Source organism: Ponticaulis profundi (genome assembly GCF_042659465.1).
GTDB lineage: Bacteria > Pseudomonadota > Alphaproteobacteria > Caulobacterales > Hyphomonadaceae > Ponticaulis > Ponticaulis profundi.
Genome location: NZ_JBHSSW010000066.1, coordinates 293475 through 316824, shown reverse-complemented (window position 1 = coordinate 316824; position 23350 = coordinate 293475). Strand labels below are relative to the sequence as shown.

Below are 23350 nucleotides of genomic sequence, written 5' to 3'. Positions count from 1 at the left end.
CTAGTCTTCTGAGACTGCCAAACTTTGATACTCGGCTACCGTGTTACTCTGCTTTCTCCACATATCAGCATAGAGCCCATTTTGCGAGAGAAGCTCGGCGTGATTGCCGCGTTCTACTATTCGCCCATCATTCAAGACCAGAATTTGATCAGCATGGATAACGGTCGACAAACGGTGCGCGACTGTCACACTTGTCCGACCTGCTGACGCATTCGCTATCGCTTGCTGCACGAGGCTCTCCGTCTGGCTATCGAGCGCAGAGGTTGCCTCATCAAGGACCAGAATTTTGGGGTTATTCACGACAACGCGCGCCAGACCGACACGTTGCTTTTCTCCGCCAGAAAGTTTCAGACCACGTTCGCCGACACGTGTTTCCCATTTCTGCGGCAGGCTTTCCACGAAATCGAGCAGTTGTGCTTTCGCTGCAGCAAGGCGCAGCTCGTCTTCTGTGGCATTGGGATTGCCGTACAAAATGTTGTTCCGGATCGTGTCATTGAACAAAACCACATCCTGCGGAACGAGTCCCATTTGCTGGCGCAAGCTGGTTTGGGTGACGTCCCGAATATCCGTGTCATCTATTCTGACGGCGCCATTGCTGACATCGAAGAAGCGGAACAAGAGCTTCAGAAGTGTGGATTTCCCCGCGCCAGACGGCCCCACAATGGCAAGGTGCTGACCGGGTGTCAGCGCAAAGGAAACATCGTTCAATCCGTCCGAACGGCCTTCGTGCTGATAGGAAACATGATCAAATTCGAGTGCGCCTTCAATATCAGAAAGTTTGCCCGCATGCGGCTTGTCCTCAACTTCAGCCTTTTGCGACAATAGGCCGAACACCTTTTCGAGATCGATCACGCCTTGTCTGATCTCTCTCCATCCCCAGCCAAGAATATTCAAAGGGCGGTACAGGTTCAGCAGCATGGCAAAGACGGCAGCGAGCGCGCCGACTTCAAGTTCGCCTTGCGCCACAAGCCAGCCCGTCACCACCAGCATGACGCCCAACCCGGCGTTCATGATGAACTCCTGCCCCGTATTCAGAAGGCTCAGGGATCGGGCGGTTTCAATATAATTGTCCGAATAGGTGCGGAACGCTCGATCGAAATTGTCCGTTTCTCTTTGCTCAGCCGCAAAAGCCTTCACGGTCTCGAAATTGGACAGGCTATCAATGGAACGCGCGCGGAGCTCAGTATCCGCCACGTTCAGCGTACGACGCTGACGTGCTCTCCATTCGGTCACAATGCCAGTGAAAATGACGTAGACGATGATCGTCGCAATCGCGATCAGAGAGAGGATGGGTGTGTAGGCGACAGCAAGGACACCAGCCGCGAGAATCAGCTCAATCACCGTTGGCGAGATGTTGAAGACGAGGAAGCGCAAAATCACATCGACAGCGTTTGAACCCCGCTCAATGATCCGGTTCAGAGCACCAGAGCGCCGTGTCTGGTGGAAGTTCAGCGAAAGCGACTGAGCTTTCTCGAACGTCTTCACGGAAATGAAGCGCTGAGCATCCTGACTGACCGGAGCGAAGATGAGATCTCTCATCTGCGGAACGGCCGACGACAGGAATCGGACACCGGCAAACAACGCAATGGCGCTGATCAGACTGACGATGGTGCCATCAACGTCCTGTTGAGACGCCAGAGTGATGGCTTCGCCGAGGAACAATGGCGCGGACACACTCAAAAGCTTGGCACCAATCGTGAGGACGATCGCAACCACAATCCGAAAGCGCCATTTCGCCAAGTCTTTCTCGAGAAGGATCTGCGCCACTCGCTTGAGGGCTGCAGGAATTCCACCGGATGCCGTTTCGATCTGATCGGTGTCTGCGCTTGAAAAATGCTTCATGTGTCTGAGATAGTCTCCTGACCGCTGACTTGCCAGACGGTTCAAATCATGCCCATGCAATTTCTGCATTTTTCTTGAGGAAACGGGAAACGAGATGCCTGCACTGAAGTCGATTTGCCTGTTTTGCGGCTCATCCAATGATGTGGAACAGCGGTTTCTGGACCTGGCGACTGCGCTGGGTTCTCGTCTTGCTGAACGTGGCTATCGTCTCGTCTATGGTGGTGGTGGCGTGGGTCTTATGGGGGCTGCGGCTTCTGCAGCCCATGAGGCAGGCGGCGACGTTCTCGGCATTATGCCGCGTTTTCTTTTGTCGAAGGAACGGATCTTCGACTCGGTCGAGCACCGCATCGTGGAAACCATGCACGAACGCAAGCAGATGATGTTCGAAGAGAGCGATGCCTTTATCGTTCTGCCTGGCGGCATTGGTACACTCGAAGAAGCTGTCGAAATCCTATCCTGGGCGCGCCTCAATCTGCACGCTAAGCCAATGGCTTTTCTGGACGAAGGTGATTTCTGGAAACCGTTTTTCGAATTGATGGACCACATCGTAAAAGGCAAATTTACCCCGGAAGAGTTCCTGGAGCAGTTTGCCCACACGACGACGCCAGACGCAGCAATCGACGCACTGGAAGATCGCTGCGTTCAGCTGCAGTAGAACGACTAGTTCAGAGCGGCCTGCATGCGTGCGCGAGCGCGCTCAGCGCCCATCAGAATCAGGACTCGATCCATTTCAGGCCCGTGCTCCTGCCCGGTCAGCGCTTTGCGAAGCGGCATGAAGAGCTTGCGCCCCTTCCGCCCGGTTTCTGACTTCAGATGAGAGGTCAGCTCACCCCAGCTTTCTTCTGTCACCGTCGTTTCCGGTAGAGCTTTCAGTGCTTCGGCGATGAAATCTTTGTCTTCGTCATCAACGATGCCGGATTGATCACCATACAGAATGTCAGCCCATCCGGCAGCTTCTGATACCGTCGTCACATTGGCGCGAATGGTTTCCCAGAACAGAGGCAGGTTATCGCATGCTTCGAGCTGAGCGATACCGCCAAGGCGGGTTTTCACATCGTCGATAGACATGTCCGCAACCAGCATTGCATTCAGCTTATGCAGTTCTTTTTCGTCGAAACGTGCAGGTGCGCGACCGATTTTATCGAATGAGAACTCATCTGAGAGCCGTTGCAGGCTTTCGCGAACCTCAACGTTATCGCTTGTCCCGATTTTTGCGAGCAGAGAAGCGATCGCCATCGGTTCAAAACCCTCGGCGCGCAACTGATTGATCGACAGAGAACCGAGACGCTTTGAAAGCCCCTGCCCGTCGGCACCGATCAGCAATGGCGTATGAGCCATGTCAGGTGCACTTCCGCCCAGCGCCATGAAAATCTCGATCTGCGCGCCAGAGTTCGTGACGTGGTCTTCGCCACGGACGACATGCGTGATGTTGTACTCAATATCGTCGACAACGCTCGGCAAGGTATAGAGATAACTTCCGTCACCACGCACAAGAATCGGGTCGGATACAGAGCTTGTGTCGATGCTTTGCGGCCCACGTACGAGATCGTTCCACTCAACGCGGTTGCCAGACAGTTTGAAGCGCCAGTGCGGTTTGCGACCTTCTGCTTCAAAAGCGGCGACCTCTTCGGCAGATAGGTTCAAAGCTGCACGATCATAGACTGGCGGACGACCTCGGCTCAGCGCGATCTTGCGCTTGCGCTCGAGTTCTTCCGGCGTCTCGTAGCACGCATACAGCAGCCCTTTTTCTTTCAGCGCTTCAACGGCCGCGTCATACTTTTCGAAACGGGCTGACTGATTGAACGTGTCATCCCAGGAAAGTCCGAGCCAAGTGAGGTCTTCACGAAGCCCGTCTTCATATTCCTTGGTTGAGCGCTCAAGGTCTGTGTCGTCTATGCGGAGCAGGAATTGACCACCCTGCCCCTTCGCAAACAACCAGTTGATGAGCGCGGTGCGCACATTACCGACATGCAGTCGGCCAGTTGGAGAAGGTGCAAATCGTACGATGGGTGTTGTCATCACTTCAGCTCGATTGGTTCAGGCCAGAACAGCCCGGGTTTGATTGAATAGACGGCTAGAACAGCTTTTCTGCGCTCAACGCAAGAATTGTTATGCTCAAGATTCGAAATTCCGGTCGCGCCAGCCTGATGTAATCGGATAACGCCGGTCACGTCCGAAGTTTCTTGGACCGATTTTCGGGCCTGGTGGCGCCTGTCGACGTTTATACTCAGAAACATACAGCAAGTGCTCGATCCGCTTGACCGTTTCCAACTCGTGCCCGCGCGCACAAATTGCCTCCACCGACAGTTCGTAATCGACCAACCCCCGCAGGATATCGTCGAGCACCTCATAAGCGGGAAGACTGTCTTCATCTTTCTGGTCTTCGCGAAGCTCAGCACTCGGCGGCTTGGTGATGATCCGTTCCGGGATCACACGCCCCTGCGGCCCCTTAAGGCCTTTCGCATGGCCTTCGTTCCGCCACCTGCAAATATCGAACACTTCTGTTTTGTAGAAGTCTTTCAGCGGATTATAGCCACCACACATATCGCCATAGAGCGTTGCATAGCCAACCGCCATCTCAGACTTGTTTCCGGTCGTGACAACCATCTGTCCGAACTTGTTGGACAATGCCATCAGGGTCACGCCGCGAAGCCGCGACTGAATGTTTTCTTCTGTCAGGTCGTGGGGCTGGTTTTCAAACGCGGGACCCAGCATATGCTCCAATGCGTCAACGCCAGGCGAGATACCAATCGTGTCGTATCGCACACCCAGCATCTCTGCACATGCCTTGGCATCTTCAAGGCTGTGATCACTGGTATATTTCGACGGCATCATGACACACCAGACGCGGTCGGCGCCGAGCGCATCGACGGCAATCGCCGCTGCGAGGGCGGAATCAATACCGCCAGACAGACCAATCAGAACACCTTTAAAGCGGTTCTTCCGAACATAATCGCCAAGTGCGAGAACGGCTGCCTGATAGTCTGCGGCAGACCCCTCAAGCGGGCCTTGCTCTGAATCCCCGTCGAAGGTCGCGGTTTCGAAGTCATAAGAAATGGTTCGAACGCCCGGCTCAAAATCTGGAAAGAGCCATTTGTGACGTTCACCTTCCGTCCAGGCATAGCTCGCACCGTCGAAAATCAGTTCATCCTGAGCACCGAACTGGTTGATGAACAGATATGGCAGCTCGGCACATTCCCAGATCGCAAAAGCTGTACGTCGCTCTCTATGAATGGTTCGACGCCACGGCGACGCATTCACCGCCAGCATAAAGTCTGCACCTTCCTCTTTTATTCGGGAAGGAATGTTCTTGAACCAGATGTCCTCGCAGATGGCGACGCCGATTTTCTTGCCCTTGAGATCGAAGCACAGATCATCTGCACTCCCCTCAACGAAAACGCGCTTATCGTCAAACACACCATAGTTGGGCAGTTCGTGTTTATCGAAACGTTTCTCGACACGACCATTTCGCAGCAGGAAGACACTGTTAAAGACGCCGATTTCCGCACGTCCCGGAGCACCGATGAGAACAGCCGGATCGTTCGGACCGAGCTGACTTGCAAGTGACTGAATGGCGGCTTCGCAAGCGTCCAGCACCGCCGGCTTCCGAACGAGATCTTCTGGCGGATAAGACAATAGAAAAAGCTCGCTGAAGACGACGATATCCGAACCGTCTTCTCTTGCTTTCGCAAGCGCGTCTTCAGCTAGCTTGAGATTGCCCGAAACATCGCCGACAACCGGATTAAGCTGCGCAACTGTAAATTTGAGGGTCTTATCCATAAGGGCGCAATACACTCAGAGCGGAAAAGAGCAAGCCCCATCACACAAGGGCGATGGTCTCTGCTGCCTCCGCCATGGCGACAGCCGTCACGGCACCATGCCCCGGAATGGCGCTATTGGTTTCACCAAGGCATGCCGAAAAGAAGCTCTCATCGGCCGCGCCCAGCGGGTCCGGCAGTGTTGCTGAGACATCCACCTGAATGTCATACGGGGTCGTGTTAATCACTTCGCGCGTCAGAAAGTCGACGCTGATTTCTCCCGACGGGTATACGACACGCATTGTTCGCTCGCGCGCCTCTGCCGCACGGCTCGCTTTCAGAATGGCTTTCGCGCCACTTGAATAGCTGAACTCGGCTTCGGCCACATCAAGGTGATCGGAATGGATTTTCCGTCCTTTCGCCTTCACGCCTTCGAAGCGTCCTTCAATCAGGCAGCCTGCCAGATCGAGATCATGGATCATCAGATCCCAGATGACGGATACGTCGCCTGCACGCCCTTCAGGCGAAGGTGGCGAGTAGCGAACCGATTCCATCAGGATCGGCGCTTCCTCGATCCGGAACATCCCCATGGCTTTGGCAACGAACCGCTCCTGGTGTCCGACCTGTAGGATTTTTCCACGCGTAATGGCTTCACCTGCGAGACGACGCGCCGTTTTTGCTCGCAATGCTAATGGCTTTTCAACAAGCACATGCCGATCAGCGATCAGCGCCTGCTCGGTCAGTTCAGCATGATATGTCGCCGGGACCGCAACGATAATCGCATCGCTTTGTTCGATCAGTTCTTCAAACTGTGAATATGCGGCCACGCCGAAACCTGATGCGCGTTCTTCCGCGCGGTTGATATCGACGTCGAATATGCCTGTGAGTTTGGTACGTGCGGATGCCGCAGCTTTCTGCGCATGATAATTTCCGAAAACGCCAGCACCGGCGACGCCAACCTTCAAGGCATCCATGAATCTACTCCACTGAATCAGTCCGATGCGCAGTATCAGCACCCGTCACGGGAACCCAATCACACTCTATTGCATATTCCTACACAGTTGATTGGAACAAATCCCCATAGGGACCCGTGAAGCGGTTGAACCGAACCGAATTGATACTTACTCATAGTGTATGTTTGACCGGGCGCTGTTTGCAGGCCCGGTTTTCTTTTTGGGCTACGAGTTATGCGTAAGATTTTTGATAGCTACATTATGGTGGACTGGAGCGCCGCTTCCAAACCGACCACCGGTTCTGATTCCATCTGGATTGGCGCGCTCACACCGGACGCCCGGATGAAACTGAAATTTTCATCCAGCAACCCCGAAACACGCGAGAGAGCCGTTCAACAGCTAAAGGCCGCAATAGAGCGTCTCACAAAACGCGGCGACCGGGTGTTGGTCGGTTTCGATTTCTCTCTGGGGTTCCCAGGAGGTACGAGCGCGGCTTTGAACATCAGTTCAGACGAGCAATCCCCATGGGAAGCGCTGACGACCTTTCTTTCACGGGAAATGAAAGATCGTCCCGATAATTCCAACAATCGGTTTCCGCTCGCCGCTAGAATGAACCGCCTGATATCTGACGGCCCGTTTCCGTTCTGGGGCTGCGCCAGAAAAGACGAACTGACCACGCTTACGGTCAAGAAAGCGCGTGATCACCAGGAAGACGATGTGCCAGAATTTCGTCTGACCGAGACACGTTGCATCGAGCAAAAACGAGGTCGACCGCAACCTGTCTGGAAGTTATCTTATGCGGGTGCCGTTGGAGGGCAGACTCTGACCGGCATTCCGCGCGTTCTGGAGCTCAGAAATCAGTTCGCCGACAATTCTGCGATCTGGCCACAGGAAACCGGATGGATCGACAGCGCGGACCAGTTTCCGCAGGTTCTGTTCAGCGAAGTGTACCCATCACTGGTGCAGGCAAAACCGCGCGCCGGCCAGACAAAGGACGAATCTCAGGTCGAATCACTGTGTTTCGAATTCTCAAAATTGGATGAAAACGGGAAGCTTTCTGAGCTATTTCGCCAGCCGGAGGCAATAAATGAGGTGGAATCTGAGGTGATTTGCAGGGAAGAAGGCTGGATTCTGGGGATTTAAGGCGTTTTTTCGCGGTTCCCGCCTTGCCTTTCGGTGAAAGATTCTACTTGGCTTACGTCAAGGCACCACAGCGTGCTTTCATGAGGAGTGTAATTATGAACAAATCAGAGCTTGCTAAGGCTATCGCTGAAAAGACCAGCATGCCTCCGAAACAGGTTGCGAGCGTTCTCGACGCAGCATTTGACGAAATCATTTCTGTCCTGAAGGCGAAAGATTCTGTCGCGATTGCTGGCTTCGGCACATTCGCAACCAAAGACCGCGCAGCTCGAGAAGGCATCAACCCTTCTACGCGCGAAACAATTCAGATTCCTGCGAAAACCGTTGCTGTTTTCAAGCCTGCAAAAGGCCTCAAGGAAATCTAAGGTTTGTTGGCAAGCTGATGCGAAATGCTCAGCTTGCCGCAACTTTTCTCCGGGACAGATATTCCAGCAAGATAACTTGCGTAATGCCTGCGAGACACGAAGCAATCAGCACACCCATCACGACGCCGCCGACACCTTGCTCAAGGTGCAAACCGAAATACCAGGCGAGCGGCAGCATGATGAAGATATAGCTGGTGATGTGCACCACGGATGGTGACCAGACGGCCCCAAGCGCGCGACTGGCCATTGACGCAACGTTCTGCAATCCATCAAAAATGACCACCATTGCCGAGAATGCGACCAGTCCACTTAAAGCCGGATGCAGCTGAACGGCGTTGAGAACCTCGTCCGTGCTGACGAACACATTCGCCACCCTATCTGAACCGAAATACATCACAAGCGCACACATGGCACCGACAAGTATGCTGGTCACGACACCGAGACGCGCTGCATTCTGGGCATTCTGTGACTCGTTCCGACCAAGTGCCTCCGCAACGCGTACAGACGTTGCCGTCCCGATCCCGAGAAACGCCATGAACACAAAACCAATTGTGTGGATCACCATGCCATAAAGCGTTCCGGCCACGAGGCTGATCCAGGTTGCGATCACAAAGGTAAAGTTGAAGGCACCCCACTCAGCGATGCTGCTCGCCGCCATTCCATAGCCGAGCTCGATCTGATGGCGCGCTTCTCCTTTCGGCGCGGGCTTTGACCGTTTGAAACCCGGAGTCGCCAGGAAGACAGCGACAAAGAGCAGCGCAGTGATGAACCACCTCGTCCCTGATGTCGCGATGGCAACACCATCAGCGCCAAGCTGCGGCATGCCCCAGAAACCCGAGACAAAGGCGAGATCGAAGCCCAGGTTTACGACGACGCCGAAATACATCACGACACTGACGAAGATCGGACGTCGCAAAGCTTCCAGGTAATTGCCTGCGGCCGTGGACAGCATATGCGCAGCGATTCCGTACGCCATGATCTCACTTGCTGACGTCACACCGGCCAGCAAAGCACCTTCGAAGCGAAGCGCCTGAAAAAGCGGACCTGCTCCAAAATAAACGACGACGGTCGCGATCCCACCAAAGAAGAGCGACAGCCAGACACCGCGTCGGAAAATGCGGCCGGTATCCTCCTGCTCTCCCCGGCCCGCCATCTCGGCTGTCAGAATGGAGACACCAAGCAACAGGCCTATGGCGACGCCAAGGCAAATGCCGAGCGGCAGCCAGGAGTTCAGAATATATGGAAGCTCTTCGGGAGCATTGCGCGATAGCACAATCGTATCCGTCAGACCCATGAGCATCATGGAAGCCCGAGATACGGCAATAGGACTTGCCAATCGCAGAAGATCGACAACATCAGTTGGCCGCGCCCAGGCGGGCCAATCCCACCTGGACATGACCTGTTTTCCTAAATCAACTTACGCAGACGCAGCGTTCTGCAGAACCTGGCCCTTATTCATGGTCTGCAGCTTTTCTGCAATCATGAATGCGAGCTCCAGGGCCTGTTCACCGTTCAAACGTGGATCACAATGTGTGTGATAGCGCGAGGACAGATCCTGCTCTGAAATGGCCTGAGCACCACCAATGCACTCCGTAACATCCTGACCGGTCATCTCGAAATGCACACCACCTGGATACGCGCCTTCACTCGACACGATGTCGATGAAATCCCGAACTTCCGAGAGAACGAAATCCACCGGGCGCGTCTTGAAGCCACTGTCGGTCTTAAGCGTGTTGCCGTGCATCGGGTCGGAAGACCACACAACGGTTTTGCCTGCATTCTGGACGGCACGCACGATTGGTGGAAGGCCTTTTTCAATGCCCTCTGCACCGAAACGAGCGATCAGCACGATACGTCCGGCCTCGTTCTCCGGATTGAGCGTATCGATCAGGCGCAGCAATTCGTCTGTTTCCAGACCTGGTCCGCACTTGATGCCGATCGGGTTCTTCACACCGCGACAGAATTCGACATGCGCATGATCCACCTGACGCGTTCTGTGGCCAATCCAGAGCATATGGGCTGAGGTGTCATACCACTCGCCCGACGTTGAATCGACGCGGGTCATCGCCTCTTCATATCCGAGAAGCAGAGCCTCGTGGGACGTGTAGAACTCGACCTGCTGCAGCATTGGCGACTTTTCAGGTGTCACGCCGCAAGCGCGCATGAACGCCATGGACTTGGAAATCTGATCTGCAAGTGCCTGATAATGCTCACCCTGAGGCGAACGCTCAATGAAGCCCAGCATCCATTTATGAACGTTGGTCAGATCGGCGTAACCACCCTGAGAGAAAGCACGAAGCAGGTTCAGCGTCGCTGCGCTCTGAGAGTAAGCCTGCAGAAGACGAGTTGGATCTGGCAGTCGCGCTTCTTCGGTGAATTCCATACCGTTGATGATGTCACCGCGGTAAGAAGGCAGTTCGACACCATCAATGGTTTCGACCGGGCTCGACCTTGGCTTGGCGAATTGTCCGGCAATACGACCAACCTTCACGACAGGCTTCTCGGCTGCGAACGTCATGGCAACCGCCATCTGCAGGATGACCCGGAACGTGTCGCGAATATTGTTCGGATGAAACTCCTTGAAGCTCTCCGCACAATCGCCACCCTGAAGCAGAAATGCATTGCCAGCAGCCACATCCGCAAGACGTGATTTCAGACGACGCGCTTCACCTGCAAAAACCAATGGCGGATAAGATGAAAGCGTCTGCTCCACCTCGGCCAGTTTTGCAGGATCTGGATAATCCTCTGGAATGTGTTTCGCTGGCTTCGAGCGCCAGGATGATGGCTGCCAAGTCATACTCTTCTCCTTGAAGGGCGCGAAAAGACCACAAAGGTTGCGGCCAAGCAAGTTTTTTTCGCAAAGGGCGCCATAGCCCTCCCGGCCCGCAAGTTTCTTGCTCAAACCGGACGAATTCGAACTAACCTAAGTTCGGTTCGCTTATGATTGATCGACCGAGAATGTCAAACATCAAACACACGACATTCGCATGTTCTAGACGTTTGCTACTTCACCCTAGATGCAGCTTAAGACAGCTCAGGTGGAATGTATTTCTCGCGCATTGTCACAAGCTCTTCGGCCGTCGAAGGATGAAGCGCGCATGTCCGGTCAAAATCGTCCTTGGTGGCACCCATTTTCACGGCAATCCCAACAGCCTGAATGATCTCAGGCGCATCCGGTCCGACAATGTGGCAACCGACAACGACCTGATCTTCTTCACGAACGATCAGCTTCATCAGCACCCGCTCTTCACCACCTGAAAGGATTTCTTTCATCGTACGGAATGTCGTCTTGTAGATGTCAACTTTTCCGTATTTGTGGCGGGCCTCTTCTTCCGTGATGCCGACGGTGCCCACAGGTGGCTGAGAAAATACAGCCGTCGGAACATTTTCGTATTCAAAATAGGACGGATTGTCGTTGAATACAGTTTCCGTGAACGCTTGTCCTTCGCGTATCGCGACCGGTGTCAAATTCATCCGGTCCGTCACATCGCCGACAGCCCAGATGTTATCTACATTCGTCTTGGAATATTCGTCGACGATGATCGCGCCGCTTTCCGCTTGCTTCACACCAACGTTTTCAAGACCAAGTCCGGCAACCGCTGGCTCGCGACCAACGGCCATCAGGACGACATTTGCCTCAATGTGAGCGTCATTGCTCAGGGAAACCCGGAAATTGTTCTCACCCGTTTTCTCGATTTCGGTGAAGATCGCCTGCGTGACCACATGAACGCCCTTGCGCTTCAGCTCTTCATGAACATGCGTACGGATGTCGGCATCAAATCCACGAAGAACGGTCTCACCTCGGTAAACCAGAGTGGTCTCCACACCAAGGCCTGCAAAAACGCCCGCAAACTCTACCGCGATATAGCCACCGCCAGCGATAACGATTTTTTCGGGCAATGCTTCCAGATGAAACACTTCATTTGACGTGATCGTATGCTCGACCCCCGGCAGATCCTCTTCGCTGGGACGCCAGGGCGTGCCGCCTGTCGCAATCAGAATTTTTTCCGCTGTGACGGTCTTTCGCGCGTTTACGAGTTTCAGCGTGTGCTCATCTTCAAAAACAGCGCGGTCTTCAATGACATCGACACCCGCATTACGCAGATTCCGTGTGTAGATGCCTGAGAGACGATCGACTTCCTCGTGCAGCGCTGTCATGAACTTTGCGTGGTCATAGCGCACATTATCCACGGACCAGCCATAGTGCTTCGCGTGCTCAATCGAGCGGCCGAATTCGCTGGCATAGACCATGTATTTTTTAGGAACGCAGCCGCGAATGACACATGTGCCGCCTGCGCGATATTCTTCGGCAACCGCGACCTTCACTCCCGCCATGGCTGCACGACGCGCTGCTCTCACGCCACCAGAACCTGCTCCGATGACGAAAAGATCATAATCATAAGCCATGAATGGGTATCCTTAGTATTCAAATTCCAACAGTTCCGCGCCTTCTGAGTCACCCAGAATGACGGTACGCGCCATGTTGAGAAACAAGCCGTGTTCCACAACGCCCGGAATTACAGACAGAGCAACCGCTGTTGCCCGAGGGTCTGGAATAACCTGACACGAACAATCCAATATGTAGTTCCCGCCATCCGTCACAAGAGGCGTTCCCTTGGACGGCAGTTCACGAAGTTTCACTTTTGGGCGCGTGATACCTGTCGCACAGAGCGCGTCATAGACTTTTTTCGCGGTTATGGTGAAACCGAATGGCGTTACCTCGACAGGCAAAGGGAATGCACCGAGCTGTTCGACAGCCTTACTTGCGTCAGCAATGACGACCATATGATCTGAAGCGTTTGCTACGATCTTTTCGCGCAGAAGCGCAGCGCCGCCGCCTTTGATCAGATTTGCACCCGGGTCTATTTCGTCAGCGCCGTCTACGGTCAGATCAATGCGTTCCACCTGCTCGATCGGCAGTATCGGGATACCATGCGTTTCAGCGAGGCGACGCGTCGACTCCGAGGTTGGAACGCCTCGCACAACGAGCCCGTCTGCAACTTCTTCAGCAAGGAACTCAACAAAAAAGGCAGCCGTTGAACCGGTACCGAGGCCGAGGGTCATGCCATCTTCGACATAATCGAGCGCGGCAGCGGCAGCGTTTCTTTTAGCATCCTCGTCAGACATCTTATTTTACCTGCTTCTTCGATTTCATCTCGATATGGTACTGGTTTGCCCAACCTTCGCGAATAACCTGACGCGCGCGACCAAGCGCCAACGCACCATCCGGAATATCTTCGGTAATGACGCTGCCCGACCCTGTCATGGCATTTGCGCCAACTCGAACGGGCGCAACGAGCGACGAATTAGAGCCAATGAAAGCATTCTCTCCCAGCACCGTTCGATGCTTGAAGTAACCATCATAATTGCAAAAGATCGTCCCCGCGCCGATGTTCGCACCCGCGCCCACATCGCCGTCACCGAGATAAGCGAGATGGTTTGCTTTCGCACCCGCGCCAATCTTCGTATTTTTTACTTCGACAAAATTGCCAATATGGACGCCATCATCCAGCACCGCGCCCGGTCTTAACCGCGCAAATGGCCCAACGGTCGATCCGGCACCAAGGCTTGCGCCTTCGATGTGCGAGAAGGCTCGAATGACAACGCCAGACTGAACCGTAACACCCGGACCAAAGACAACATTCGGTTCGATCTCCACGTCTGCTTCAATCTTCGTATCAAATGAAAAGAACACAGAGGAAGGATCGGTGAGTGTCACGCCAGCATCCATCATAGATTCGCGTGTTTTGGTCTGGAAGACGCGTTCCGCTTCTGCGAGCTGGCTGCGGGAGTTCACACCAAGAACATCCGTCTCATCACACTCGACAGCGCGCGCTGTGAGGCCTTTTTGACGGCCCAGCGCAATAATATCGGTAAGATAATATTCGCCCTTGGCATTGTTATTGTCGACCTGATCCAGAAGCTGAAACAAGTGTTCTGACTTCACAGCCATGACGCCTGAATTGCAAAACCGAACGCTCAGCTCTTCCGGCGCGGCATCTTTGGCTTCGACAATTCTGAACAGGCTGCCATCTTCGCCAACAATCAAACGTCCATAGCCGCCAGGTTCTTTGGCATTGAACCCAAGGACCGTGATGTCAGCCCCTTCATCCAATGCTCGGAAGGCATTCTCTACGGCTTCCACAGGAAGCAGAGGCGTATCGGCGTAGAGAATAACGATATGCCCTTCGAAACCTGCGAGATTTTGCTTTGCACATTGGACCGCATGTCCGGTGCCCATAGGAGGGTCCTGAATTGCAACGCCGCTGTCTCCGACCCGGCTCTTTGCGAGCTGAAGCAGCGGTTCTGAATGCGTACCGACAACCAGCACCTGGCGGTCGCACCCAAGATCTGACGCCAGAGCGAGCGACCAGTCGACCATCATCCGCCCTGCAACCTTGTGCATCACCTTCGATTTCGTCGATTTCATGCGAGTGCCCTTGCCGGCGGCAAGGATGATAGCGGCGCGCTGCATTCACGGGCTCCAGGTGATCAGAGTAAGTTTGCAAACGGCAATACACGCTATATGCATTCGGTCAAACTATCGGAGATCATTTGCATGACGCGCTGGCACGACAAGACCGTTCTTTTCGACCTTGATGGTACTCTGATTGATACGGCGCCCGACCTGCATGCATCGCTTTGTTATGCGTTCGACAAGGAAGGACTCGCAGCTGTGGACCTCCCGACAGTTCGTAGCGCAATCGGGCACGGTGCCAGAGCCATGATCCAGCAGTCGGCTGACCGATCGGGCACGACGCTAAACACGGCCTTGCTGGATCTGCTGCACCAACATTTCCTGGACTATTATGTCGAGCATATCGCCGATCACAGCAAGCCATTCGATGGCATCATCGAAACGCTGGATGTTTTGAAAGAACGCCAAGCGAAGATCGCCGTATGCACCAACAAAACCCAAAGCCTGGCGGAGCACCTTCTGGGCGATATCAGGATGGCGGACTATTTTGATGTGATCGTCGGTGCCGATCGCGCCAGTGAGAAAAAACCGTCCGCAAAGCACATCATCGAGACGGTCGAACTTGCAAACGGGACAATCGAAGATGCGGTGATGATCGGCGACTCCTCAACAGATGCCAAAGCCGCTGCCGCATCGTCCGTTCCCTTCATTTACATGACATATGGCTACCCGGACGCAGTCCTCGGGGATATGAACATCCCCCACAAACTAGATACGGCCAGGAACATCCTGGCCGTACTCGAAGATATTTTCAGTTAGGCCCAGCCGGCCACTCTTTCAGCGCCCATTGGCTTTTTACGCGCCACGAGATCACGACTGGCTTTCCCTTCGTTTCGGGATGGCATGCCGTTGACCATATTGCTGCGAACATCTGTACGACCTGAGCGCATAGCGGCAACAAAGCCTGCGTCTACTAGATCAATATTCACATCAAATCCGCGGTCTTTCCAGTAAGCTTCAATTTTCTGCTTGAGCTTCAGCGCGCCTTCGTTTGTGCAAAAGTCTCCATTCATCTCTAATCTCCTGGATCAATCGTCGTTTAAGTGTGTCCTTCTCGATTCATCCGATTTTTTATTCTGTTTCAGTAGAGAATATGCAGAAAGCCCTCTCGATCAATACCCAAACCAATATTACCCAATCTCTGACACATTTTTTCTTATTTTCCTGAACACCTATTCATATTCTATACTTGATGAACGATTGTTCATATTTAATCTCGATCAATTTTTATATGTATTGACGAAGCCTCCCGCTCGCATTAGAGAGCGTCTCCCACTTATTTGGGGGCGATTAGCTCAGCGGGAGAGCACTGCCTTCACACGGCAGGGGTCACTGGTTCAATCCCAGTATCGCCCACCACGATTTCCAGTAATTATGTAAAGAAACACAACGCACTAAGCGGCATCGACGTTTTCACGTCGCGCTCAGTCATTTCGGTATTTTGGGAAGATGGTGTGCCCAGTAGGGTTCGAACCTACGACCTACTGATTAAAAGTCAGTTGCTCTACCGACTGAGCTATGGGCACGTTGGAGTTGGGCTAGATAACGGGACAGATCTTCCGGGTCAATGAAAAGAACGCAGTTTTTTCGACTTTTTTGAACTTTCTTTTCAAAGCCGGTTTTTCCACAGGCTCCCGGACCAGTTCTTCAGTGGACGCACCTTATTTTTCGACGGTTTTCCGCCATTTCCCGTTCAGCTCGCGTCTCAGCGATTCGAACTCGCCCGCTTCGATCGATAGACGAATCCGGCTCATGAGGGACTGGAAGAACGCCGTATTGTGCCAGGACAACAGCATTGGGGCGAGATATTCGCCTGCTTTGAACAAATGGTTCAGATAGGCCTTGGAGTAATCCCGGCTTGCTGGGCAATCAGATGTCTCATCAATAGGGGAATCGTCTTCAATGAAGCGCGCATTCTTGAGATTGATCGGACCATCCCACGTCCAGGCCTGGCCATGACGCCCGGACCGGGTTGGTAAAACGCAATCAAACATATCAACGCCATGCGCAACGGCCTCGACGAGATCAATTGGCTTGCCAACACCCATCAGATAGCGCGGACGATCTTTCGGCAGATGAGGCTCGGTAAAACTGATAACCTCAATCATACGATCATGACCCTCACCGACGGCCAGTCCACCAATCGCATATCCGTTAAACTCAATCTCTCTCAATTGTTCGGCCGATTGTTTCCGCAGATCCTCGAACGTCGATCCCTGAACAATACCGAACAGATTCTGTGTCTCGCGTTCGCCAAAGGCATCGCGGGATCTTTGCCCCCAACGAATGGACATCTCCATTGAGGACCGGGCTTCCTCATACGTAGCGGGGAAGTTGGTACATTCATCGAGCTGCATGGAAATGTCGGCACCCAAATGATCGGCCTGAATCTCGATCGACCGTTCCGGAGAGAGAAAGTGACTGGACCCGTCTATATGCGATTTGAAGGACACGCCCTCCTCAGTCATTTTCCTGAGGCCCGTAAGAGACCAGACCTGAAAGCCGCCCGAATCGGTCAGAATAGGCTTGTCCCAGCGCATGAACTTATGGAGCCCGCCAAGGCGTGCAACCCGGTCACTGCCTGGTCGAAGCATCAAATGGTAGGTATTGCCGAGCAGAATATCCGCCCCGGCCTCTTCCACCTGCGAGGTGTACAGCGCCTTTACAGTGCCTGCCGTGCCAACCGGCATGAAAGCCGGCGTTCGGATATCGCCGCGACTGGTCGACAAAACACCCGTTCGCGCCCGCCCCTCGGTCTTTGTGATCTTGAATGGAAAATCTGTCATGATGAGCGCTCCAGAAAGCACGCGTCGCCATAGGAATAGAACCGGTATTTTTCCTGAACGGCGTGACGATAGGCAGTTTGCATTGCCTCAACACCCGCCAGAGCACACACCAGCATAAACAGGCTGGAGCGAGGCAAGTGGAAATTCGTGATCAATGCGTCAACATGTTTGAACGCGTAGCCCGGACGAATGAAAATGTCCGTCGTGCCGGACAAGCCTTCATCATCACTGAGCGTTTCCGGAAGCGATTCCAGCGTCCGCAATGCCGTTGTTCCAATCGCAACCACGCGGCCCCCGCCAGCCTTTGTTTCGTTTATCTTGAGAAGCACATCAGCCGAGACGTCAAACCATTCCTCATGGAGACGTCCGCTTTGCAGATTTTCGTCGGTCAAACCTGCAAACGTTCCCGCACCAACATGCAGCGTTACGGTCTCAAACCCGACACCGCCTGCCTTTAGCGCTTCGATCAGCGCATCTGTGAAATGCAATCCTGCGGTTGGCGCAGCAACCGACCCTTCTTTATCAGCAAAGACCGTCTGATAATTGGTAAGATCCGTTTCGTCCGATGGCCGTTTCTTTGCGATATAGGGCGGAATCGGCATCGCGCCGATCGCGTGAAGCTTGGTCCAGAAGCTCGTTTCATCGCCTTCAAACCGGAGCACGACCTCGCCGCCCGGCCGTTTATCAGCGACATGCGCCACCAGGTTTGCCGGAAACGCGATCCTGTCGCCCTCTTTCAAACGGCGCCCCGGCTTACACAAGCAAAGCCAGCTGAGATCGCCCAGCGCCTCAAGCAGATTCACTTGAACAGTAACGTCAGAGGACGTTTCATCGCGCGATGGACGGGTGCCGAACAGTAACGCCGGAATCACCCGCGTGTTATTACCAATGAGCAGATCACCCGGACGCAGAATGTTTCGCAGATCGCGAAACACACAGTCATCAATTCCGTCCGACCCGACTTTCAATAGACGGCATGCATCGCGTGGCTCCGTTGGCCGCAATGCAATCAGGTCTTCCGGTAAATCGAAATCGTACCGGTCAAGTTCGCTCATATTCACGTCAGTAAGAAACGATCGCTGGCACCGGCGACAGTGTGCAAACATTGGCGCCTGCATTCTCCGTCAGAACGGTTTCAAACAATGGGCCATCGGTTCTTTGCACAAGCACTCTTGGACGCTCGTCTTCGGACATATCTGAGGCCATGATCGCTTTGCTCAGGACATCCGGGCGACGAACGGGTTCCCCTGTCTTGATCGCATCGACGACATCCTGGCCTGAGATGATCCGGCCCCAGGACGTGTACTGCCGATCCAGGTGCGGAGATGTTTCTCTCATGAGAAAGAACTGGGTCTGGCCAGAGTTTGGATCAGACGTGCGCGCTGTTGAAACCATGCCCTTGCAGTGCGGCATCCAGCTTTCAACAATTCCGTCTTCTGTCAGAGCTGCCAGGAATTCAGACTGCGTCTGAATGGGGAAACCTAACGCATATCCATTCGTCGCTGTGTTCGCTTCACCGAGATACTGAACGGCCGGCTTGTCATCTGACGCATCGTTTGGTTTGCGCTGGAATACGAACTCGCCTGGAATGTTCGGCCAAGGCTCGGCTTCCGGCTTCATGGCGGCAACGTCGCCGCCCTGCGCCATGAAGTCATCGATGACACGATGAAAAATAGTGCCATCAAAGTCGCCGCTCCGGACAATCTTCTTGAACTGGTCAACGTGCTGAGGCGCTGCAAAAGCCGCCGTTTCGATAATCACCCGGCCACGCGTCTCGCCTGCTGATGTGGCAATATCAAAGACGATCAGATTTTCCGGATCGACTTCGCGCCAATTGGCCGTGTCCGCCAGGGCTTCAGCAAACGACAATTCCATCGTGTCGGTTTGGGCAATTGCGGCTGTGCCAGACAAAGTGGCCAGACCAACACTCGCGAGCAGCGCTTTCAGCAGAGACTTCATTTACCCAGCTTATCCTTCAAACGTTTTTCAATGCTTGGAGGCACAAAGTGTTTGATCTCGCCATCCAGCATCGCAATTTCCTTTACGAGGCGCGACGCAACAGCCTGATACTCGGGTGCTGCCATCAGAAAGACAGTCTCAACGTCGTCATTCAGTTTCTGGTTCATCGCGACCATCTGAAACTCATATTCGAAGTCAGAAACGGCGCGAAGCCCCCGAATGATTACAGATGCATCAATGTCTTCGGCAAAGTGCATGAGCAGATTGTCGAACGGACGAACCTCAATCTCACATTCGGCCCGCATGGGCTCAACGGCCTCGAGCACCATTTCGACGCGTTCTTCAAGCGAGAACAAAGGTCCTTTGGCTTCGTTGATGGCCACCCCAATGACGAGCTTGTCTACAAGCTTGACTGCCCGTCCCATGATATCCAGATGTCCGTTTGTCAGCGGATCAAATGTGCCTGGATACATTCCTACTCGTTTGGCCATCAAGCCCTCCCCTCAAATCATGTTTCAGGGGCGTTCTCGTCACCCCCGTCTTCTGCCTCTGATTTGTCCTCTTGTTCGGCCAAACGCTCGACAGATACAACCTTTTCTTCGCCTGACGTCCTCAAGACACGTACGCCTTGTGTCGCACGACCGGCAATTCTGATCTGATTTACGGGACAACGAATGAGTTGGCCACCATTTGTCACCAACATGACATCATCCGATTCATCGATCGGGAAAGACGCGGCGATCTTCTGATCGCCGGTAAGTTTATGGGCAATCAGACCTTTGCCGCCGCGTCCTGTGACACGGTAATCATAGGCCGAAGCACGCTTGCCCATGCCGTTATCCGTCAGCGTGAGGATAAACTCTTCTGCAGCGCCGAGCTGGGCAATGCGCTCCGTGCTCAGAGCGACATCTTCAATCGCTTCATCTTCCGGCTCGGCACTGACCTCGCCATCGTCTGCACTTTCATCCAGAGCGCGGCGCATGGCGGCTGCATGCTTCAGATACGCGCGAGCTTCTTCTGATGTCACATCCACATGGCGTAGAATGGACAGCGAAATAACGCGGTCATCACCGCCAAGGCGAATACCCCTCACACCGGATGAGGTGCGTCCGGAGAAGACCCGGACATCATCGACACGGAAACGAATGCATTGCCCGTTTGACGTTGTCAGCATGACATCATCGCGTTCGCTACAGATCTGAACGCCAACAATACCGTCGCCTTCATCAGGCTTCATCGCGATCTTGCCGTTGCGATTCACCTGAACGAAATCACTGAGCTTGTTCCGGCGCACACCGCCCATGCGGGTCGCGAACATGACATCCAGCCGCTGGCGTTCTTCTTCGTCTTCCGGCAGCAACATGACGTTGGAAATATACTCGCCGGCATCCAGAGGAAGAATATTCACGAGCGCCTTACCGCGTGCCTGCGGATTTCCAAGCGGCAGTTTGTAGACCTTGTGTTTGTAGACCATACCTGTCGACGAGAAGAACAGGACTTCAGCATGTGTGCTCGCAGCAAAGAGCCGCGTGACGAAGTCTTCATCCTTCATGCTCATGCCGGACCGGCCTTTACCGCCGCGGTGCTGAGAGCGGTATGTCGACAATGGCGTGCGTTTCACATAGCCGCCATGGGTAAAGGTGACGACCATTTCCTCGCGCTCGATGAGGTCTTCATCGTCAATGTCGAGATCGCTTTCCACGATCTCAGAGCGGCGCGGAACAGCAAAATTGTCTCTGACTTCGTTGAGCTCAGCTCGAATGATATCCAGAACGCGCGCACGGGAGCGCAGAATATCGAGGTAATCAGCAATTCGTTCAGCCAGACCTGTCGCTTCATTGCCGATCTCATCACGACCAAGACCCGTCAGGCGGTGAAGGCGAAGTTCGAGAATGGCGCGCGCCTGCTCATCAGAAAGACGCGTCGTGTCTTCATCAGACATCACCGTACGGCGATCAGCAATCAAACGGATCAGCGGAGCCATGTCGGCGGCCGACCATGTTTCAGCAAGCAGCTGCTCTCGCGCTGTGCTCGGGTCCGGCGCCTGGCGAATGATCCGGATGACTTCATCAATGTTTGCGACAGCCAGAGCGAGACCAACCAGGACGTGAGCCCGGTCGCGTGCTTTGTTGAGCTCGAATTTGGTTCGGCGGGTCACCACCTCTTCCCGGAAACGAATGAACGCCTGCAAAATCTGACGCAGGTTCATCTGTTCCGGAGTGCCGCCGTTCAGCGCCAGCATGTTCACACCAAAGCTCGTCTGCAGTGACGAGAAGCGGTAAAGCTGGTTCAGAACGACATCTTCAGAGGCGTCTTTCTTGACTTCAATCACAACGCGGATGCCGTTGCGATCACTTTCGTCGCGAAGTTCAGCAATGCCTTCCACGCGCTTGTCACGGACAAGTTCGGCGATTTTTTCGACCAAGCTGGCTTTGTTCACCTGATACGGAATTTCCGTAACGATGATCGCTTCGCGGCCATTTCTCATGGTTTCAAAATGCGTACGCGAGCGCATGATAACGGAACCACGCGCGGTCAGCAGGCCGTTTCGCGCCCCAGCGCGCCCCATGATCAGACCACCTGTCGGGAAGTCCGGGCCAGGTACGATTTGAAGCAATTCTTCATCGTCGATCGTCGGATCATCGATCATGGCAAGCGTTGCCGTCACAACCTCTCCGAGGTTATGCGGCGGGATATTCGTCGCCATACCAACGGCAATACCGCCAGCACCGTTTACCAGAAGATTTGGAAACTGAGCCGGAAGCACAATCGGCTCACTCTGTGAGCCATCATAGTTGTCCTGGAAATCGACAGTATCTTTGCGAATATCTGCGAGCAGATACGTCGCCGCCTTGGCCATGCGGCTTTCTGTATAACGCATGGCGGCTGGTGGATCGTTATCGATCGAACCGAAGTTACCCTGACCCTGGATCAGCGGCAGTCCCATCGCAAACGGCTGCGCCATACGAACAAGTGCGTCATAGATCGCCGAGTCACCGTGCGGGTGATAATTACCCATCACAGCACCGACAATGTTCGCAGACTTACGGAATGGTTTATCCGGCGTATTGCCGCCTTCATGCATCGCATAAAGGATGCGCCGGTGAACAGGTTTCAGACCGTCTCGAACGTCTGGCAGAGCCCGGCTGACAATAACGCTCATGGCATAATCGAGATAGGAGCGTTTCAGCTCATCTTCGATCGTGATCGGATCCACACCATCTTCTGGCAGCTCTTCTGGCGTATCGTTTTCTGACGACAAGACGTACTCTCTGAAACTGTGTCAGAGCCGCGACACAGTTCGCGACTCAGTGATGATCAAAGAAGAAAGGTTAGCACCTGGCTGCGGAGCAACCAAGCACTTCACCTCGCTTCCAGGAGCTAACGTGCACCAAATGGCGCCTAGAACGGGATTTCGTCGTCCAGATCCTGTGAAAAGTCCTGACGCGGACCTTCCATCTGGCGTGGTTCGCCATAGCCACCCGATTCCATGCGACCGCCACCGCCGCCACCGGATGGACCATCGCGGCCGTCCAGCATCGTCAGAGCCGAGTTGAAGTTACGAAGCACGACTTCAGTCGTGTACTTTTCCTGACCGCTTTGATCTGTCCATTTGCGGGTTTCAAGCTGCCCCTCAATATAGACTTTCGATCCTTTGCGAAGATACTGCTCCGCGATCTTCACAAGACCTTCGGAAAAAATGACAACGCGGTGCCATTCGGTTTTCTCGCGACGCTCGCCAGAGCTGCGATCGCGCCAGCTTTCCGACGTCGCAATGCTGAGGTTCGCAATAGAACCGCCATTGTTCATCTGGCGGATTTCCGGATCGCGACCAAGATTGCCGACCAGAATGACCTTATTCACTGAGCCTGCCATGTCGCCCTTCCCTTTCGTTCATCAAGCACTATGATTCTGTAGTGAGTTAACCCATTTTACGAGACAAGTACGAGCCCCATCTCACCCCTACCAACAGGCTTCACAAGACCGGGGCAGTATGTTCTTTTTTTGTTCTTGATGTCAAATCAGACTCTCGATCAACTTCGTAACCTGAATTAAGGCCAGAGCAGAC

At 53.9% G+C, this 23350-nt stretch carries 20 protein-coding genes and 2 tRNA genes; 5 read left to right on the top strand and 17 right to left on the bottom strand.

The genetic code is table 11. From position 1 onward, the window contains the following. On the bottom strand, positions 1 to 1842 hold the full coding sequence (locus tag ACFQDM_RS17455) for an ABCB family ABC transporter ATP-binding protein/permease (RefSeq protein ID WP_377381436.1): 1842 nt from the start codon (positions 1840 to 1842) through the stop codon (positions 1 to 3). 94 nt (positions 1843 to 1936) lie between these two features. Here ACFQDM_RS17455 and ACFQDM_RS17450 point away from each other — a divergent pair, with 94 nt between their 5' ends. Next, the gene (locus tag ACFQDM_RS17450; protein ID WP_377381433.1) at positions 1937 to 2497 is read left to right on the top strand and encodes an LOG family protein; all 561 of its coding nucleotides are present in this window, start codon (positions 1937 to 1939) and stop codon (positions 2495 to 2497) included. Between the two features lie 5 nt (positions 2498 to 2502). Here the strand turns inward: ACFQDM_RS17450 and gltX are convergent, their stop codons facing one another. From gltX to ACFQDM_RS17435, 3 genes are all read right to left on the bottom strand, one after another. After that, the gene (gene gltX / locus ACFQDM_RS17445) at positions 2503 to 3861 is read right to left on the bottom strand and encodes a glutamate--tRNA ligase (RefSeq protein WP_377381430.1); all 1359 of its coding nucleotides are present in this window, start codon (positions 3859 to 3861) and stop codon (positions 2503 to 2505) included. A 96-nt stretch (positions 3862 to 3957) separates the two neighbouring features. Continuing rightward, positions 3958 to 5622: an NAD+ synthase gene (locus tag ACFQDM_RS17440; protein ID WP_377381428.1), complete on the bottom strand. Its 1665-nt coding sequence runs from the start codon at positions 5620 to 5622 to the stop codon at positions 3958 to 3960. A 40-nt stretch (positions 5623 to 5662) separates the two neighbouring features. After that, positions 5663 to 6574 (bottom strand): Gfo/Idh/MocA family protein, encoded by a 912-nt coding sequence (locus ACFQDM_RS17435; protein WP_377381425.1) that lies wholly within the window; start codon positions 6572 to 6574, stop codon positions 5663 to 5665. 213 nt (positions 6575 to 6787) lie between these two features. Between ACFQDM_RS17435 and ACFQDM_RS17430 the strand changes: the two genes are divergently transcribed. Next, complete coding sequence (locus ACFQDM_RS17430; RefSeq protein WP_377381422.1) at positions 6788 to 7696, top strand: cobalamin biosynthesis protein CbiG; 909 nt, start codon at positions 6788 to 6790, stop codon at positions 7694 to 7696. Positions 7697 to 7791: 95 nt separating this feature from the next. Beyond that, entirely contained in the window at positions 7792 to 8058 is a 267-nt protein-coding gene (locus ACFQDM_RS17425) for an HU family DNA-binding protein (RefSeq protein ID WP_377381419.1), read from the top strand. A 28-nt stretch (positions 8059 to 8086) separates the two neighbouring features. Here the strand turns inward: ACFQDM_RS17425 and ACFQDM_RS17420 are convergent, their stop codons facing one another. The 5 genes from ACFQDM_RS17420 to glmU all read right to left on the bottom strand — a co-directional run bounded on the left by ACFQDM_RS17420 (position 8087) and on the right by glmU (position 14533). Beyond that, a complete protein-coding gene (locus tag ACFQDM_RS17420) occupies positions 8087 to 9454 on the bottom strand; it encodes an MATE family efflux transporter (protein ID WP_377381417.1) in 1368 nt (455 codons plus the stop codon). Between the two features lie 21 nt (positions 9455 to 9475). Continuing rightward, positions 9476 to 10855, bottom strand: coding sequence for a class II 3-deoxy-7-phosphoheptulonate synthase (locus tag ACFQDM_RS17415; protein ID WP_377381415.1), 1380 nt, complete (start codon positions 10853 to 10855; stop codon positions 9476 to 9478). 227 nt (positions 10856 to 11082) lie between these two features. Continuing rightward, positions 11083 to 12465, bottom strand: a complete 1383-nt coding sequence (gene gor / locus ACFQDM_RS17410; protein WP_377381413.1) for a glutathione-disulfide reductase — start codon at positions 12463 to 12465, stop codon at positions 11083 to 11085. Positions 12466 to 12477: 12 nt separating this feature from the next. Then, a complete protein-coding gene (gene rpiA / locus ACFQDM_RS17405; RefSeq protein ID WP_377381411.1) occupies positions 12478 to 13185 on the bottom strand; it encodes a ribose-5-phosphate isomerase RpiA in 708 nt (235 codons plus the stop codon). Position 13186: 1 nt separating this feature from the next. Then, the gene (gene glmU / locus ACFQDM_RS17400) at positions 13187 to 14533 is read right to left on the bottom strand and encodes a bifunctional UDP-N-acetylglucosamine diphosphorylase/glucosamine-1-phosphate N-acetyltransferase GlmU (protein ID WP_377381408.1); all 1347 of its coding nucleotides are present in this window, start codon (positions 14531 to 14533) and stop codon (positions 13187 to 13189) included. Between the two features lie 84 nt (positions 14534 to 14617). Here glmU and ACFQDM_RS17395 point away from each other — a divergent pair, with 84 nt between their 5' ends. Then, complete coding sequence (locus ACFQDM_RS17395) at positions 14618 to 15295, top strand: HAD-IA family hydrolase (RefSeq protein ID WP_377381405.1); 678 nt, start codon at positions 14618 to 14620, stop codon at positions 15293 to 15295. Here the strand turns inward: ACFQDM_RS17395 and ACFQDM_RS17390 are convergent. Further along, the gene (locus tag ACFQDM_RS17390; protein WP_377381402.1) at positions 15292 to 15549 is read right to left on the bottom strand and encodes a hypothetical protein; all 258 of its coding nucleotides are present in this window, start codon (positions 15547 to 15549) and stop codon (positions 15292 to 15294) included. The two genes, ACFQDM_RS17395 and ACFQDM_RS17390, sit on opposite strands and share 4 nt — an antisense overlap. A gap of 271 nt (positions 15550 to 15820) precedes the next feature. Here ACFQDM_RS17390 and ACFQDM_RS17385 point away from each other — a divergent pair. After that, positions 15821 to 15895 (top strand) — tRNA-Val (locus ACFQDM_RS17385). 91 nt (positions 15896 to 15986) lie between these two features. Here ACFQDM_RS17385 and ACFQDM_RS17380 read toward each other — a convergent pair. The 7 genes from ACFQDM_RS17380 to ssb form a co-directional block, all read right to left on the bottom strand. Beyond that, a tRNA-Lys gene (locus tag ACFQDM_RS17380) sits at positions 15987 to 16062 on the bottom strand. Positions 16063 to 16197: 135 nt separating this feature from the next. Then, positions 16198 to 17322: a tRNA guanosine(34) transglycosylase Tgt gene (gene tgt / locus ACFQDM_RS17375; protein WP_377381400.1), complete on the bottom strand. Its 1125-nt coding sequence runs from the start codon at positions 17320 to 17322 to the stop codon at positions 16198 to 16200. Beyond that, complete coding sequence (gene queA / locus ACFQDM_RS17370) at positions 17319 to 18377, bottom strand: tRNA preQ1(34) S-adenosylmethionine ribosyltransferase-isomerase QueA (RefSeq protein ID WP_377381397.1); 1059 nt, start codon at positions 18375 to 18377, stop codon at positions 17319 to 17321. The genes tgt and queA overlap by 4 nt, the downstream gene beginning before the upstream one ends. 7 nt (positions 18378 to 18384) lie before the next feature. Next, positions 18385 to 19281 (bottom strand): peptidylprolyl isomerase, encoded by an 897-nt coding sequence (locus ACFQDM_RS17365; protein ID WP_377381394.1) that lies wholly within the window; start codon positions 19279 to 19281, stop codon positions 18385 to 18387. Continuing rightward, on the bottom strand, positions 19278 to 19772 hold the full coding sequence (gene coaD / locus ACFQDM_RS17360; protein ID WP_377381391.1) for a pantetheine-phosphate adenylyltransferase: 495 nt from the start codon (positions 19770 to 19772) through the stop codon (positions 19278 to 19280). The genes ACFQDM_RS17365 and coaD overlap by 4 nt, the downstream gene beginning before the upstream one ends. Before the next feature lie 17 nt (positions 19773 to 19789). Further along, the gene (gyrA, locus tag ACFQDM_RS17355; protein WP_377381388.1) at positions 19790 to 22543 is read right to left on the bottom strand and encodes a DNA gyrase subunit A; all 2754 of its coding nucleotides are present in this window, start codon (positions 22541 to 22543) and stop codon (positions 19790 to 19792) included. A 140-nt stretch (positions 22544 to 22683) separates the two neighbouring features. Further along, on the bottom strand, positions 22684 to 23157 hold the full coding sequence (gene ssb / locus ACFQDM_RS17350; RefSeq protein ID WP_377381386.1) for a single-stranded DNA-binding protein: 474 nt from the start codon (positions 23155 to 23157) through the stop codon (positions 22684 to 22686). Positions 23158 to 23350 lie beyond the last annotated feature (193 nt).

Excerpts from the sequence above, each read along its gene's own strand:
- ACFQDM_RS17455 (WP_377381436.1), bottom strand. The coding sequence starts at position 1,842 with ATGAAGCATTTTTCAAGCGCAGACACCGATCAGATCGAAACGGCATCC.
- ACFQDM_RS17450 (WP_377381433.1), top strand. The coding sequence starts at position 1,937 with ATGCCTGCACTGAAGTCGATTTGCCTGTTTTGCGGCTCATCCAATGAT.
- gltX (WP_377381430.1), bottom strand. The coding sequence starts at position 3,861 with ATGACAACACCCATCGTACGATTTGCACCTTCTCCAACTGGCCGACTG.
- ACFQDM_RS17440 (WP_377381428.1), bottom strand. The coding sequence starts at position 5,622 with ATGGATAAGACCCTCAAATTTACAGTTGCGCAGCTTAATCCGGTTGTC.
- ACFQDM_RS17435 (WP_377381425.1), bottom strand. The coding sequence starts at position 6,574 with ATGGATGCCTTGAAGGTTGGCGTCGCCGGTGCTGGCGTTTTCGGAAAT.
- ACFQDM_RS17430 (WP_377381422.1), top strand. The coding sequence starts at position 6,788 with ATGCGTAAGATTTTTGATAGCTACATTATGGTGGACTGGAGCGCCGCT.
- ACFQDM_RS17425 (WP_377381419.1), top strand. The coding sequence starts at position 7,792 with ATGAACAAATCAGAGCTTGCTAAGGCTATCGCTGAAAAGACCAGCATG.
- ACFQDM_RS17420 (WP_377381417.1), bottom strand. The coding sequence starts at position 9,454 with ATGTCCAGGTGGGATTGGCCCGCCTGGGCGCGGCCAACTGATGTTGTC.
- ACFQDM_RS17415 (WP_377381415.1), bottom strand. The coding sequence starts at position 10,855 with ATGACTTGGCAGCCATCATCCTGGCGCTCGAAGCCAGCGAAACACATT.
- gor (WP_377381413.1), bottom strand. The coding sequence starts at position 12,465 with ATGGCTTATGATTATGATCTTTTCGTCATCGGAGCAGGTTCTGGTGGC.
- rpiA (WP_377381411.1), bottom strand. The coding sequence starts at position 13,185 with ATGTCTGACGAGGATGCTAAAAGAAACGCTGCCGCTGCCGCGCTCGAT.
- glmU (WP_377381408.1), bottom strand. The coding sequence starts at position 14,533 with ATGCAGCGCGCCGCTATCATCCTTGCCGCCGGCAAGGGCACTCGCATG.
- ACFQDM_RS17395 (WP_377381405.1), top strand. The coding sequence starts at position 14,618 with ATGACGCGCTGGCACGACAAGACCGTTCTTTTCGACCTTGATGGTACT.
- ACFQDM_RS17390 (WP_377381402.1), bottom strand. The coding sequence starts at position 15,549 with ATGAATGGAGACTTTTGCACAAACGAAGGCGCGCTGAAGCTCAAGCAG.
- tgt (WP_377381400.1), bottom strand. The coding sequence starts at position 17,322 with ATGACAGATTTTCCATTCAAGATCACAAAGACCGAGGGGCGGGCGCGA.
- queA (WP_377381397.1), bottom strand. The coding sequence starts at position 18,377 with ATGAGCGAACTTGACCGGTACGATTTCGATTTACCGGAAGACCTGATT.
- ACFQDM_RS17365 (WP_377381394.1), bottom strand. The coding sequence starts at position 19,281 with ATGAAGTCTCTGCTGAAAGCGCTGCTCGCGAGTGTTGGTCTGGCCACT.
- coaD (WP_377381391.1), bottom strand. The coding sequence starts at position 19,772 with ATGGCCAAACGAGTAGGAATGTATCCAGGCACATTTGATCCGCTGACA.
- ssb (WP_377381386.1), bottom strand. The coding sequence starts at position 23,157 with ATGGCAGGCTCAGTGAATAAGGTCATTCTGGTCGGCAATCTTGGTCGC.